This is a genomic window from Azospirillum sp. B506 (assembly GCF_000333595.1).
Taxonomy (GTDB): domain Bacteria; phylum Pseudomonadota; class Alphaproteobacteria; order Azospirillales; family Azospirillaceae; genus Azospirillum.
Window position 1 is genome coordinate 1 of sequence record NZ_BADK01001056.1, and the last position, 13,712, is coordinate 13,712.

A 13,712-nucleotide genomic window follows, 5' to 3' on the forward strand; every position below is an offset into this window, starting at 1 on the left:
AACCAGGTCAGCGGGCGCGATCTTTTGATTGGCGCCGGCGCGCTGGGCCTTGCTGGCGCCACCGTGTCATTGGCGCCGCCGGCCTTCGCGGCGGCGAGCCTGCGTGTCGGCTATATCCCGATCATCCCGATGACCCAGCTCTATGTGCTGACGGGCGAGGGGTGGGCCGGGGAGGCCGGGCTGGCCTTGCAGACCACCAGCTTCCAGTCGGGGCCTGCGATGATCCAGGCGCTGGCGTCGGGAACGCTGGATGTCGCCTATGTCGGCATCGGCCCGGCGATGATCGCCCGCTCCAAGGGGGTCAAGCTGAAGGTGGTCGCCGCCAACGTCATCGATCAGGTGGCGTTGATCGGCCGCGGTCCGCTGGCGAAGGCGATGGCCGGTGCTGCCAGCCCGGCCGAAGGGATCAAGGCCTTCCGTGCCGCCAATAGCCGGCGGCCGAAGATCGGCTCGCTTCCGGCGGGGTCGGTGCCGGACACGGTGCTGCGCTATTGGATGGCGGAGGTCGCCCGCATCGCTCCCGATGAGGTCGAGATTGTCGGCATGGGCGAGCAGCCCCTGCAGCAGGCCCTGCTGAGCGGCGCCATCGACGGCGCGTCGATCCTGGAGCCGATCCTGACGCTGGTGCAGTCGCGGCTGCAGGGCGCCGCCATCCTCGCCAAGGCCGGCAGCATGTTCCCCAAGCAGCCGGGTGCCGTTGTCGTGGTGACCGAGGAGGCCATCGCCAGGAACCGCGACGCCGTGGCCGCACTCGTCAAGCTGCATATCCGCGCCACCGCCTTCGCCAAGTCCAATCCGGACCGGACGGCGGAGCTGGTGACCGACATCATCGGCAAGGGGCTGGTCGAGCGCGAGGTGATGCGGGCGGCGCTGACCTCGGACGCAACGACCTTCGTCGACGATCCGCGGGTGATCCTGGACTCCACCAAGCGGATGCAGACTTTCCAGCAGTCCCTGGACCAGATCACCGAACCGGTGGATGTCGACGCGCTGTTCGACTTCTCCTTCCATGATGCGGCGATGGGAAAATGACGGACATGGCTTCCAACCTGCGGCTGGTCATCCACGCCCCCACCCCGGCCGCGCTGGAGCGGGCGAGGAACAATGCCCGCAACCTGCTGAAGGCACGGCCCGATGCGGAGGTGCGCATCGTCGTCAATGCCGGCGCCGTCGCTGCGGCGCTCGACGGCCCGGATGCGGAGACCGACCGGTTCCTGCGCGTCTGCGGCAACACGCTGGCGAAGACCGGCCGGACCGCGGACGGGCTGACGGTGGTCGCCGCCGGCGTCCTCGACATCGCCGAGGCGCAGGCGGACGGCTGGGGCTATATGCGGGCGTAAGCCCGGGTCAGCCGACGCCCCAGCCGCCGGTGTCGGGGAAGGGAACGGAAGGCGGCGGAACCGCTGCGGCCCGATCGGCGACGATGCCGCGCGGCAGGGCAGGGGCACCGGCCGGGGTGGGGAGCAGGCGGGTCGGCTTGACCCACCAGCCGGGGGCAGCGGCCGCAATGGCCGTGGCTGCCGACTCCGCCGCCGCCGCCGTCGCGTAGAGGCCGAAACTGGTGGCGCCGCTGCCGGACAGGCGGGCGATCAGGCAGCCGGCACTGCGTTCCAGCGCCGCCAGCGGATCGGCGATCACCGGCGCCACCGTCAGGGCCGGGGCGGTCAGGTCGTTGGTCCGCTCCAGCAACAGGGCTGCGAGGTCGCCTGCGTCGGCCGGCCGTCGGGTGAAGCGGGCGGGGGCGGAGAAGCCGGCGCCGCTGCCAGAGCCATTGCCAGAGCCATTGCCGGGGCCGTTGCCGGCGCGTGCGGCGGCCATCGCCTTGAACACCGCCGGGGTCGGCACCGGGACGTTCGGGTTCACCAGCACCACATGGGTTTCCGGCAGATCCGGCGCCTCGTCCAGCAGGTCGCCGATGCCGCCGAAATAGCAGCTGCGGCCGGCGACGCAGACCGGCACGTCGGCGCCCAGCCCGGCAGCCACCGCGAACAGCGCCGGATCGTCGGCTGGCACGCCCCACAGCCGGGCGAGCGCCCGCAGGCAGGCGGCGGCGTCGGCCGATCCACCGCCGATCCCAGAGGCGACCGGCAACGCCTTGGTCAACGCGATCATCACGTCGGCCTCGCGGCCCAACCGGGCTGCCAAAGCGTGTGCGGCGCGCATCACCAGGTTGCCGGCCGGGTTCTCGCCCATCAGGGCCGGGCCGTAGGGGCCGGCGATGGCCAGACGCGGGCCAGCCGGCGGCAGATCGGCGCCGCGCAGAGTCACCCGCGCCGCGCCCGGCGTCAGGGCGATGCTGTCGCCATACTCGGCGAAGGCGACGAGGCTGTCGAGTTCGTGATAGCCGTCGGCACGCCGGCCGGTGACATGCAGATAAAGGTTCAGCTTGGCCGGGGCGGCCTCGACGATGGGAATGCCGGTCATAAGCTCCAATCCGCTGGCGGGCGCGCGACGACGCCCCCTGTGTCGCACCCTTTCGCCCGCAGCGGCAAGGGGGCGGTTCGGAGCAAGGGTTCAGATCTGGGCCAGCAGGTCTCTCAGCAGCGTTTCACCCATCGGCCACGGGCCGTGGCCGCTGGCGGTGTTGATGTGGCCGGCCTCGCCCGCATCGATGAAGTCGGCCCCCCACAGCGCGGCGAAGCCGCAGGCGCGGGCGGCGGTGCAGTAGGGATCGTTGCGGCTGCCGACCACCACCGCGGGGAAGGGCAGGGGATCGGTCGGCACCGGGGCGAAGCGGCAGGCCTCGGCCGGCACGGTTCCGGGCGACTCGACATCGGGCGGCGCGACCAGCAGTGCGGCGGCAACCTTGTCGGCCGCGTCGCTGGCCGCGGCCCAGCGCGGGACGAGGATGCAGGCCAGACTGTGCGCCACCAGCACCACGGGGCCAGGAGCGGCGCGGACTGCGGAGTCGAGACGCTCCACCCAACGGTCCGGATCCGGGGCGTCCCAATCGCCGAGATCGACACGGGTCAGGGCCGGCAGCCGGCCTTCCAGCCAGCTCTGCCAATGGTCGGGACCGGAGTTGCCGAGGCCGGGAAGCACCAGAACGGTCGGCTGCGTCATTCTTTCAACTCTTCATTCGCAAAGCGGGCCGGGCAGCGGCCTCGGCCAGCGGATCGCCGATGGGCCGCGTAATCGATCAGGTCCGCGGATAGGGCTGCTGGCAATCGACGGAGTCGCCGCCGGGCAGGGTGGCGCCGGCAATGGTGGTGCGGGCACTGCCACTGCGGGCAGCGGGGGCCGCACCGCCCGGAAGCGGCACGATCAGCCGGCGTTTCACCGGCTGCTGCGCCGCCCGGCGCGACACGCCGGCGAAGATCTGCTTCGAGGCCTCGATCATCGTCACCCCGGCGAAGGCCTTGAACCAGCGCCCGCCGACCTCTTCCCAGGCCGGCGCGGTCTTTTGCAGGAAGTGCGAGCGCAGGGGCGGCATGAACAGGGCATGGCGGGTGCGTTCCGGCACGAACATGGTGTCGCGCAGAACCTGTTTCAGTTGCGAGGCGGAATAGGGAAAACCGTGGCCGAAGGGCGTCCAGTCGGCGCGCGCCCACAGGCCGCGGCGGTTCGGCACCACCGCCAGCACCCGGCCGCCGCCGGCCAGCACGCGCCAGATCTCGCGCATCATCGGCCGCAGCTGCTCGGTGCCCTCAAGCCCGTGAACCAGAAGCACTCGGTCGATGGTGTTGTCGCCGAAGGGCAGATCGGCCTCGTCGCCCAGCGCCACCATGCCCGGCCCTTCCGCCGGCCAGAAGCTGACTCCTTGGCTGGCCGGCATCACCGCCACCACCCGGTCGGCCTCGCCCATGAAGGGACGCAGGTAGGGGGTGGTGTAGCCGACACCCAGCACGATCTGGTCGCGGACGTCCGGCCAGATGGTGCGGATGCGCCGGCGGATCATCCGCTGGGCGGTGCGCCCCAATCCGGACTCGTAGAACTCCCTCAGATCGACGATATCAGTGTACATGGTGTCCCAAGCGTAACACGGGTTTCGCATCGCAACAGCAGGGAGTCCGCTGCCGTGGAGGTCATTCTCGTTCCGGCTTTCGCCGACAACTATATCTATGTGCTGCGCGACGCGGCATCCGGCAAGGTCGGCGTGGTCGATCCCGGCGATGCCGCGCCGGTGCAGGCGGAGCTGGAGCGGCGTGGCTGGACCCTGACCCACATCTTCCTGACCCATCACCATGACGACCATATCGGCGGGGCGGCGGCGCTGAAGGACCGCTACCGCGCCAGCGTGGTCGGCGCCCGCGCCGACGCCCACCGCATCCCCGGCCTGGACGTGATGCTCGGTGACGGCGACCGCACGGTGTTCGGCGAGCAGACGGCGCGCGTCTTCGCCGTGCCCGGCCACACCAGCGGCCACATCGCCTTCTGGTTCGAGGCGGCGGAGACGCTGTTCAGCGGCGATACGCTGTTTTCGCTGGGCTGCGGCCGGCTGTTCGAGGGCACGCCGGCCCAGATGTGGGAGTCGCTGCAAAGCCTGCGGGCGCTGACCGACCATACCCGCGTTTATTGCGGTCACGAATACACCCAGTCGAACGGCCGCTTCGCGCTGACCGTCGATCCCGCCAACGCCGCCCTGCATCAGCGGATGGAGGAGGTGGCCGACCTGCGCGAGCGCAACCGGCCGACGCTCCCCACCACCATCGGCACGGAACGGCGCACCAATCCCTTCCTGCGCGCCGACGATCCCGGCGTTCAGGCCGCCATCGGCATGGTCGGCGCCCCGGCTGTGGAGGTTTTCGCCGAGCTGCGCCGGCGCAAGGACCATTTCCGCGGATGAGGGCTGCCGGTCGAAGCGGTGGACCGGCCCTCCTGTCGGACGCTAGCCTGTCGTCAACAGACAATGCGGAAGGAATATCCATGTTGAAGCTGCGCTGGAGTCCCAGCTCGCCCTATGTGCGCAAGGTGATGATGGTCCTGATCGAACGCGGGCTGGAGGACCGGGTGGAACGGGTGACGACCGATCCCTGGTCGGCCGACACCGATCTGCCGAAGGAGAACCCGCTGGGCAAGGTCCCCGCCCTGACGCTTGAGGACGGCACCACCCTGTTCGACAGCCCGGTGATCGCCGAATATCTCGATTCTCTGGGCGACCGGTCCCCATTGTTCCCGCCGGCCGGGCCTAGGCGCTGGGCGGCACTGCGCCTGCAGGCTGTCGCCGACGGCATCTGCGATGCCGCCGTCCTGCGGCGGTTGGAATCCATGCGTCCGGATGGCGAGAAATCGGCCAACTGGATGGAGCGTCAGCGCAAGGCGGTCGTCCGCTCACTCGACCTTCTGGAGGCGGAGGCCGCATCGCTTGACGGTGAGTTGACCATCGGCAGTCTGGCGGTGCTGGTGGCGCTCGGTTACCTCGATTTCCGCTTCGGGCATGAGGATTGGCGCCAGGACCGCCCGGCGCTGACGGAATGGTTCATCAAGGCATCCGACCGCGACAGCCTACGCCGGACGGCACCGCCGGTGTAACGCTGGCCATAGTGCCAATGACATACGCGGAAGGCGTGTAAAGAGGCGGCGTCCGGCATCGTCGGGCGCCGCTTTTGCTTCGCTGCTGTTTACACTCGATTCACCATGGCCGGCAGCGTGACGGAAAATTTCCCGCGCGCTGAACTATTTCGATTGTGCGTAGCGAAAACTTCATCCAACCGTCACCGATTCATCCAACCAGAAGGGCTACCCATGGCGCCGGACGTTCCGCGGAGAACCGCGGGCGCTGTCCGGACAACCTCCAAGCCACGGGTGGCCCATATGGCAAAGCCTATCGACCAGCGCCGACGGTCCGGCATCAAGTCGAAGATGCTGATCGCCTTCGGAACCGTCGCGGCACTGCCCTGCATCGCGGCGGTGGTCGGCTGGATGTCCTACGGCGCCGTCCGCGACCATGTCGCCGACATCACCGGCACCCAGGTCCCGGTGCTCAGCGCGGCCCATGGGCTTGCGACCACCACGGCGCGGGTGCTGGCGCTGGGTCCGCTGATCGACGCCGCGTCCTCCGACGAGGATCTGACCCGGCTGCGCGGCGCGGTGGCCGAGCAGCGCCGGGCGCTGGACGGGCAACTTGCCCAACTGTCCGGGGGCCATGGCGATGCCGGCCGCGTCGCCGAGCTGACCGGCACCGCGCGCTCCCTGCTCGGCACCATCGATGCGCTGGCGACGGCGACGGGGCGGCGGCTGACCTTGCAGGAGAAACGCAGCGGCCGGCTGGCCGAGCTGAGCGACGCGCATGCCCGACTGCTCGCCGCGCTGAAGCCGGACATGCAGGCCTCACGCGAGCAGTTGGCCCAGGCGATCGCCGCGATGGTGCAGGCGACCTCCGAATCCTCCGCGGTGATCGGGGCCGAATTGGGACAGACGGTGATCCCGCTGTTCCAGCTGCGCGGCGCCGAAGCGGCCCTGGCCAAGTCCCTGCTGATCGGCGCCTTCGAGACCGACCGCTCCAAGGTGATGTCGCTGTCCACAGATTTCGACTCCGCCCTGTCCGACCTGCAGGGAGCGCTCCGTCCGCTGGCCAAAAGTGAGGCGGCGGCCCCGGTCGTCGCGGCGATCAGCGAGTTGTCCGACTTCGGCGGCGATGACAAGAGCGTCTACACCCGCCGCGTCCGCCAGCTGACTCCGGGAATTCCGGAGGCGGAGGCGCGCAAGCTGGCCGAGTCTCTGACCGCCAGCGTCGACGATATCGTCCGGCTCGACCGCGAAGCCAACACCCGCATGCTGCCGCTGATGTTGAATTCGCGCGGCCGCATCGCCGAGGCCGGCAACGCCATCGCCGAGCGGATGCAGGATCTGTCCACCAACACCGTCCCGGCGGCCCAGCACCGCTACACCGTGTTGAGCGGCCTGATGGCCGACGCCAATCTGCTGGCCGGCAAGCTGGCCGAGGCCGGCAACGCCGAGACGCCGGCCCGTCTCGCCGCCGCCCGCCGCATGCTCGACCCGCTGGCGGCCACCATCCGCAAGACGCTGCAGGACTCGAAGGACGATCTGGGGGCGGAGACCGGCAAGCTCGCCGAACGGCTGCTCGATCTGGGGTTCGGGACCGACGGCATCCTGGCGCTGCGCACCGGCGAACTGGCGGCCTATGCCGAGAATGCCGGGCTGATCGACAGCAACCGCAGCACCGGCGCCGCTCTGACCGCGATGGTCGACGGGCTGGTCCAGTCGGCCGAACGGGCCGCCGCCGAGGGTGCCGCCGCCGCCCATGAGGCGCTGGAGCGCACCAACGAAATCCAGTTCCTGCTGGCGACCGCCGGCGTGCTGCTGGCCGGGCTGATCGTCTCGCTCTATGTCGGGCGCCGCGTCGTCGGCCGGATGGAGACGTTGGCCGCCGCCATGCGCCGGGTCGCCGACGGCGACCTGACGGTGGAGCAGAAGGCCGAGGGCAACGACGAGATCACCGACATGGCCCGCGCGCTGTTCGTTTTCATCGCCAACGCCCGGGCGATGGAGGAGGCGCATGAGAAGGTGGAGATCGAGCGCCGCAACGCCGCCTCCGCCCGCCGCACCAGCATGCTGGAGATCGCCGACCAGTTCGAGCGCAACGTGCTGAGCAGCGTCGAGACGCTGGCCGAGGCCGCCCGCCAGATGGCCGCCCGCGCCCGCTCGCTGACCGACATCGCCGCCAACGCCAACGACCGTGCCGAGGCCGCGATGCTGCTGTCCGGCGAGATGGCGGCGGGGATCCAGCAGGTGGCGACCGCCGCTTCGGAAATCTCCCAGTCCATCGCCGAGATCAGCAAGCGCACCGGCGAATCGGCCCGCATCATCGGCGACACCGCCGCCGGGGCGGAGCAGGTCAAGGCGACCGTCGCCGACCTGTCGAGCACGGCGGGGGAGATCGGCGCCGTCGTCGGGCTGATCGACGAGATCGCCGGCCAGACCAACCTGCTGGCGCTGAACGCCACCATCGAAGCGGCCAGGGCGGGGGAGATGGGCCGCGGTTTCGCCGTGGTCGCCGGCGAGGTGAAGGCCCTTGCCGGCCAGACAGCCCAGGCCACCGCCGAGATCGCCCGCCAGATCGCCGCGACCCAGGCGGCCAGCCGCCAGACGGCGGAGGTGGTGGCGACCATGACCGGCAGCGTCCAGCGCATCGAATCCAACGCCTCGGCCATCGCCGCGGCGGTCGAGGAGCAGGCGGTGATCACGTCGAGCATCGTCGACAGCTCCCACCGCGTCGCGGTCGGCACCCAGGCGGCGTCGGACCATGTCGCCGGCCTGTCGGAGGCCGCCGCGAAGGTGCGGACCCAGGCCGGCGACGTGCTGCATGTGGCGGAAAGCCTGTCGCACGAGGCGACCAACCTCGGCTCCGCCGTGCATCTGTTCCTCCAGGAAATCCGGGCTGCGCGATGAGTGGCGCGGCCCGGTCGTCGACGGGTCGGTTTCATAAAACTGACACGTAAACAAAACAAACCCGTCACCGGTGGCGGCTATGGTCACCGCGACGAAGAAGGCGGGTTTCACATCCGGCCAAGGCCGGGCTTTTCCAAAAACCCAACGACACCGTCCAAACCTATCGGGAGTTTAGCCGTGAAAACCATGACCTCGGCGTTCGTTCGCTGCGCCGCCTTCGGTGCCCTGGCCGTTCTGTCCGTGTCGGTCGCTCCGCTGTCGGTCGCCTCGGCCGCCGACATCTCGGGCGCCGGTGCCACCTTCCCGTACCCGATCTATGCCAAGTGGGCCGACGCCTACAAGAAGGAGACGGGCACGGGCCTGAACTACCAGTCGATCGGTTCGGGCGGCGGCATCAAGCAGATCAAGGCCAAGACGGTCACCTTCGGCGCGTCCGACATGCCGTTGAAGCCGGAAGAGCTGGAGCAGGCCGGCCTGATCCAGTTCCCGATGATCATGGGCGGCGTGGTTCCGGTCGTGAACCTGAAGGGCATCAAGGCCGGTGAGGTCCAGCTGTCGGGCACCGTTCTCGCCAACATCTACATGGGCGAGATCACCAAGTGGAACGACCCGCAGATCAAGGCGCTGAACCCCAACGTCAACCTGCCGAACACCGCCATCGCCCCGGTCTACCGCTCTGACGGGTCGGGCACCAACTTCCTGTTTACCGACTACCTGTCGAAGACCAGCCCGAAGTTCAAGACCCAGATCGGCGCCAACACCTCCGTCCAGTGGCCGGCCGGCATCGGCGCCAAGGGCAACGAGGGCGTGGCCAACATGGTCAAGCAGACGGACGGCTCGATCGGCTACGTCGAATACGCCTACGCCAAGCAGAACAACATCACCCACCTCGATCTGCAGAACAAGGACGGCAAGACCGTCTCTCCGAAGATCGAGGCCTTCCAGGCCGCCGCCGCCAACGCCGACTGGGCCAACAGCCAGGGCTACTACGTCCTGCTGACGGACGAGCCGGGTGCGGGCAGCTGGCCGATCACCGGCGCCAGCTTCATCCTGATGTACAAGGCTCCGCAGGATGCCGCGGCTTCCGCCGAAGCGCTGAAGTTCTTCGACTGGGCCTACAAGAACGGCGCCAAGATGGCGACCGAGCTGGACTATGTCCCGATGCCGGAAGCGGTCGTCTCGCTGGTCCAGAAGACCTGGTCGCAGACCATCCAGGCCGACGGCAAGCCGGTCTGGACCGCGTCGGCCAAGTAACGACGGCCAACCGACCCCGGACGGGCCGCTGGCCGGTTCGCCCGGGGGCATGATCGCCGGTGGGGACGGAAATTTCGCCGGCCCCACCGCACGCCTCACGGAGCGGCCATGACCGAGATCGCGCTGACCTTGACCGACGCACACGCCTCCACCGCCCGACGGGCCCGCCGCCAGCGCCTGCAGGATGCGGCTTTCCGCAACGCCACCCTTGCCTTCGCGCTGCTCGTCCTGCTGATCCTGGGCGGCGTGATGGTTTCCCTGATCGACGGCGCGCTTCCGGCCCTGCGTACCTTCGGCCTCGGCTTCGTCGGGACCGAGGTCTGGAACCCGGTGTCCGAACAGTTCGGCGCGCTCGCCCCCATTTACGGCACGCTGGTGACGTCGGTCATCGCCATGGCTGTCGGCATTCCCGTCAGCTTCGGCATCGCCCTGTTCATCACCGAGATGTGCCCCGCCTGGTTGAAGCGCCCGCTCGGCGTCGCCATCGAGCTGCTCGCCGGCATTCCCAGCATCATCTATGGCATCTGGGGCCTGTTCGTCTTCGCCCCCTTCATGCAGTCGACGGTCCAGCCTTTCCTGATCGCCACGCTGGGGCAGATTCCGGGCCTGGACAACCTGTTCATGGGACCGCCCTACGGCATCGGCATCCTGACCGCCGGCCTGATCCTGGGCATCATGGTCCTGCCCTTCATCACCTCCATCACCCGCGACGTCTTCGAGACGGTGCCGCCGATGGTGCGCGAATCGGCCTATGGGCTGGGCGCGACCACCTGGGAGGTGGTGTGGAACGTGGTGCTGCCCTACACCCGCACCGGTGTCGTCGGCGGCGTCATGCTGGGGCTGGGCCGCGCGCTGGGCGAGACGATGGCGGTGACCTTCGTCATCGGCAACGCGCACCGCATCAGCTCCTCGATCCTGGCGCCCGGTACGACGATCTCGGCCTCCATCGCCAACGAATTCACCGAGGCGGTGGGCGACGTCTACACCTCGTCGCTGGTGGCGCTGGGCCTGATCCTGTTCATGATCACCTTCACCGTGCTGTCGATCGCCAAGCTGATGCTGCTGCGTCTGCAGCGCAAGGCCGGAGTCTGAGGCCCATGACGATGTCCAATTCCGCAACGCTGGCGACCCCCATCGGGGGGCTGTATCACCGCCGGCGCATTGCCAATAAAGTGGCGCTGTCGCTGGCGCTGGGTGCCGCCGGCTTCGGCCTGTTCTGGCTGGTCGCCATCCTGTGGACTTTGCTCTACAACGGTCTGTCCGCCATCAATCTCAGCCTGTTCACCGAGAACACGCCGCCGCCGGGCGGCGAGGGCGGCCTGCTGAACGCCATTTTCGGCAGCCTCATCATGACAGCGGTCGCCACATTCGTCGGCACGCCGATCGGTGTCATGGCCGGCACCTATCTGGCCGAATTCGGCCGTGGCACCAAGCTGGCCGAGGTGGTGCGCTTCATCAACGACGTGCTGCTCAGCGCGCCGTCGATCATGGTCGGCCTGTTCGTCTACGAGGTGATGGTCGTCCGCATGGGCCATTTCTCGGCCTGGGCCGGCGCCATGGCGCTTGCCGTGCTGGTCATCCCCGTCGTCGTCCGCACGACCGAGGATATGCTGAAGCTGGTGCCCAACAGCCTGCGCGAGGCCGCTGCCGCCCTTGGCGCGCCGCAATGGAAGGTGATCACCATGGTCGCCTACCGTGCCGCCCGCAACGGCATGATCACCGGCGTCCTGCTGGCCATCGCCCGCATCAGCGGCGAAACGGCTCCCCTGCTGTTCACCGCCCTGAACAACCAGTTCTGGAGCGCGGACATGAACGCGCCGATGGCCAACCTGCCGGTGGTCATCTTCCAGTACGCCATGTCGCCCTATGAGGACTGGCGCCAGCTGGCCTGGGGTGGCGCGCTGCTGATCACCGTCGCCATCCTGCTCCTCAACATCGGCGCCCGGCTGCTGGCCGGTCTCGGCACGACGAGAAAGTAACCATGACGATGACCCACATGGACGCCAACAGCCACGCTCACGGCAGCCACCCGATGCCCCCCGACATGCTCGCCGGGACCGTTGCCGAGCGCCCCATCGCCGGTGCCGGCCTGCCCGAGAAGATCACTGTCCGCAACCTGGACTTCTTCTATGACGGCTATCGGGCGCTGAAGAGCATCTCGCTGCCGCTGTACGACCGTCAGGTCACCGCCTTCATCGGTCCGTCGGGTTGTGGCAAGTCGACCCTGCTGCGCATCCTGAACCGGATGTACGACCTCTATCCCAAGCAGGTCGCCACCGGCGAGGTGCTGCTTGATGGCAACAACATCCTGTCGCCCAAGCAGGACCTCAACCTGCTGCGCGCCCGCGTCGGCATGGTGTTCCAGAAGCCGACGCCGTTCCCGATGTCGATCTACGACAACATCGCCTTCGGCGTGAAGCTTTACGAGAAGCTGTCCCGTGCCGACATGGACGAGCGGGTGGAGTTCTCGCTGCGTCGCGCCGCCCTGTGGGACGAGGTGAAGGACAAGCTGCGCCAGAACGGCATGAGCCTGTCCGGTGGCCAGCAGCAGCGCCTGTGCATTGCCCGCGCCATCGCGGTGAAGCCGTCGGTCCTGCTGCTCGACGAGCCGACCTCCGCCCTGGATCCCATCTCCACCGCCAAGTGCGAGGAGCTGGTGGATGAACTGCGCTCCGACTACTGCATCGCCATCGTGACCCACAACATGCAGCAGGCGGCCCGCATCTCCAACTTCACCGCCTTCATGTATCTGGGCGAGTTGATCGAGTTCGGGAACACGGAAGAGATCTTCACCAACCCGACCAAGGAAAAGACGTCCGAATACATCACCGGCCGCTTCGGCTGACGCCGTCCGCGCCAAAGCCTTGCAAAGCGAAAGGCTCCCGCTGCCATCCGGTGGCGGGGGTCTTTCGCTTCTGGAGTCTGTCTGTATCTGAATTTGGAGAGGGATTCCCCAGGTAGCGGATATGTGATCCAAAGGACTGGCTGATTAGGAGGCCAGCCATTATGGCACATTCGTTGTCTGTGGATCTTCATCAGCGGATTGCTGCGGCCTTGGCCACGGGCCTGGCGACCCGCGCGGTGGCGCAGCAGTTCAGTGTTTCGCTTGCGACGGCGGTCGGGATCGGTCAGAAGCCGCATGATCCGGCATGGCGGTTGTGCCGCTATTTGAAACAGACAGGCTCCAGAGCATGATCGATTCAAGCGGTATCGAATGAAGCGTCACTCACACGGAAAACCAAAAGCTTGGAGTCTATCTGGTGCTTATTGAAGCACCAGATAGACTCCAATGCGGCAAAGCCAAGCGCTACACCTCCAGCCTGATCGCGGCGCCATCGACCTTGCCCGGCTGCGGTGCCGGCCCGCCCACCGACCGCAGGCGCAGGCTGCGCCATGCCGGCCGGTAGCCGCCGGTGGCGGTGGCGGAAATCATCGCAATCCCGCCGGTCCGCTCCATGGTTATGCGGGTGACCAGCCCGGCGCCGTCCTTCCAGGCGGCGGTGTCGCCGTCGTCGTCATAGAGCAGCGCCGTGCCGCTCTGGGCATTGCCATAGAGGACGAGGTCGCGCTCGCTGTCCGTCGCCGGATCGATGCGCTGACCGGCCGCGGCCAGCGGCAGCAGGGCGCCGGACCGCACGAACAGCGGGGCGCGGCCGAGCGGGGCCGCCACCGTCGCGACCGCTCCGCCCGGATGAGAGGTGCCGTCATGGAACAGGTACCAGCCGCCGGGATGCTCGGGCAGCCGCACCGACCGGCTGTCCGCCCCCGGCTCCAGCACCGGCGCCACCAGCAGGTCGGGGCCGAGCATGAAGGCGTCCTCGGTCGCCGCAGCGCCGGGATCGTCGGGGAAGTCATAGAACAATGGGCGCACCACCGGCTCGTCCGCCTCCGCCGCCCGCCACATCCGGGTGTAGAGATAGGGCATCAGGCGATAGCGCAGGCGGATCGCCTCGCGGATCGGGTCGATGACCTCCGGATGCATCCAGGGCAGCGTGGTGACACCGTCGCTGTTCCAGCTGTTCATCATGAAGCGCGGCCAGAAGGAACAGAACTCGAGGGCATCTATGTCCACGCCAAGGTGCTGGTGGTCGACGACCGGCTGCGCG

The 13,712-nt window shown here is 68.4% G+C and carries 13 protein-coding genes; 9 read left to right on the forward strand and 4 right to left on the reverse strand.

What is annotated here, in order from left to right; all coding sequences use genetic code 11:
* Both I71_RS32435 and I71_RS32440 read left to right on the forward strand, forming a co-directional pair.
* Positions 1 to 1,032, forward strand: a 1,032-nt coding sequence (locus I71_RS32435) for an ABC transporter substrate-binding protein (protein WP_049976453.1), incomplete at its 5' end; no start/stop codon positions are given.
* Positions 1,033 to 1,037: 5 nt separating this feature from the next.
* The gene (locus I71_RS32440) at positions 1,038 to 1,340 is read left to right on the forward strand and encodes a hypothetical protein (RefSeq protein WP_244434194.1); all 303 of its coding nucleotides are present in this window, start codon (positions 1,038 to 1,040) and stop codon (positions 1,338 to 1,340) included.
* A gap of 7 nt (positions 1,341 to 1,347) precedes the next feature.
* Here I71_RS32440 and I71_RS32445 read toward each other — a convergent pair whose 3' ends face one another.
* From I71_RS32445 to I71_RS32455, 3 genes are all read right to left on the reverse strand, one after another.
* Positions 1,348 to 2,424, reverse strand: coding sequence for a 4-(cytidine 5'-diphospho)-2-C-methyl-D-erythritol kinase (locus tag I71_RS32445; RefSeq protein WP_042704039.1), 1,077 nt, complete (start codon positions 2,422 to 2,424; stop codon positions 1,348 to 1,350).
* A 90-nt stretch (positions 2,425 to 2,514) separates the two neighbouring features.
* On the reverse strand, positions 2,515 to 3,063 hold the full coding sequence (locus I71_RS32450) for an alpha/beta hydrolase (protein WP_042704041.1): 549 nt from the start codon (positions 3,061 to 3,063) through the stop codon (positions 2,515 to 2,517).
* 76 nt (positions 3,064 to 3,139) lie between these two features.
* Positions 3,140 to 3,964 carry a methyltransferase domain-containing protein gene (locus tag I71_RS32455; protein WP_042704043.1) on the reverse strand — a complete coding sequence of 275 codons (825 nt, stop codon included), beginning with the start codon at positions 3,962 to 3,964 and terminating at the stop codon, positions 3,140 to 3,142.
* 54 nt (positions 3,965 to 4,018) lie between these two features.
* Here I71_RS32455 and gloB point away from each other — a divergent pair, with 54 nt between their 5' ends.
* The 7 genes from gloB (at position 4,019) to pstB (ending at position 12,451) form a co-directional block, all read left to right on the forward strand.
* A complete protein-coding gene (gene gloB / locus I71_RS32460) occupies positions 4,019 to 4,786 on the forward strand; it encodes a hydroxyacylglutathione hydrolase (protein WP_042704045.1) in 768 nt (255 codons plus the stop codon).
* A gap of 80 nt (positions 4,787 to 4,866) precedes the next feature.
* On the forward strand, positions 4,867 to 5,472 hold the full coding sequence (locus I71_RS32465) for a glutathione S-transferase N-terminal domain-containing protein (RefSeq protein ID WP_199902318.1): 606 nt from the start codon (positions 4,867 to 4,869) through the stop codon (positions 5,470 to 5,472).
* Positions 5,473 to 5,754: 282 nt separating this feature from the next.
* On the forward strand, positions 5,755 to 8,352 hold the full coding sequence (locus I71_RS32470; protein ID WP_244434195.1) for a methyl-accepting chemotaxis protein: 2,598 nt from the start codon (positions 5,755 to 5,757) through the stop codon (positions 8,350 to 8,352).
* A gap of 186 nt (positions 8,353 to 8,538) precedes the next feature.
* On the forward strand, positions 8,539 to 9,606 hold the full coding sequence (gene pstS, locus I71_RS32475; RefSeq protein ID WP_042704057.1) for a phosphate ABC transporter substrate-binding protein PstS: 1,068 nt from the start codon (positions 8,539 to 8,541) through the stop codon (positions 9,604 to 9,606).
* A 108-nt stretch (positions 9,607 to 9,714) separates the two neighbouring features.
* A complete protein-coding gene (pstC, locus tag I71_RS32480; protein WP_042704049.1) occupies positions 9,715 to 10,698 on the forward strand; it encodes a phosphate ABC transporter permease subunit PstC in 984 nt (327 codons plus the stop codon).
* Positions 10,699 to 10,703: 5 nt separating this feature from the next.
* Positions 10,704 to 11,585 (forward strand): phosphate ABC transporter permease PstA, encoded by an 882-nt coding sequence (pstA, locus tag I71_RS32485; protein ID WP_083897507.1) that lies wholly within the window; start codon positions 10,704 to 10,706, stop codon positions 11,583 to 11,585.
* A gap of 53 nt (positions 11,586 to 11,638) precedes the next feature.
* Entirely contained in the window at positions 11,639 to 12,451 is an 813-nt protein-coding gene (gene pstB, locus I71_RS32490; protein WP_042704060.1) for a phosphate ABC transporter ATP-binding protein PstB, read from the forward strand.
* A 462-nt stretch (positions 12,452 to 12,913) separates the two neighbouring features.
* Here the strand turns inward: pstB and I71_RS32495 are convergent.
* The coding region (locus I71_RS32495) for a DUF5110 domain-containing protein (protein WP_042704051.1) at positions 12,914 to 13,712 on the reverse strand (799 nt) is incomplete at its 5' end.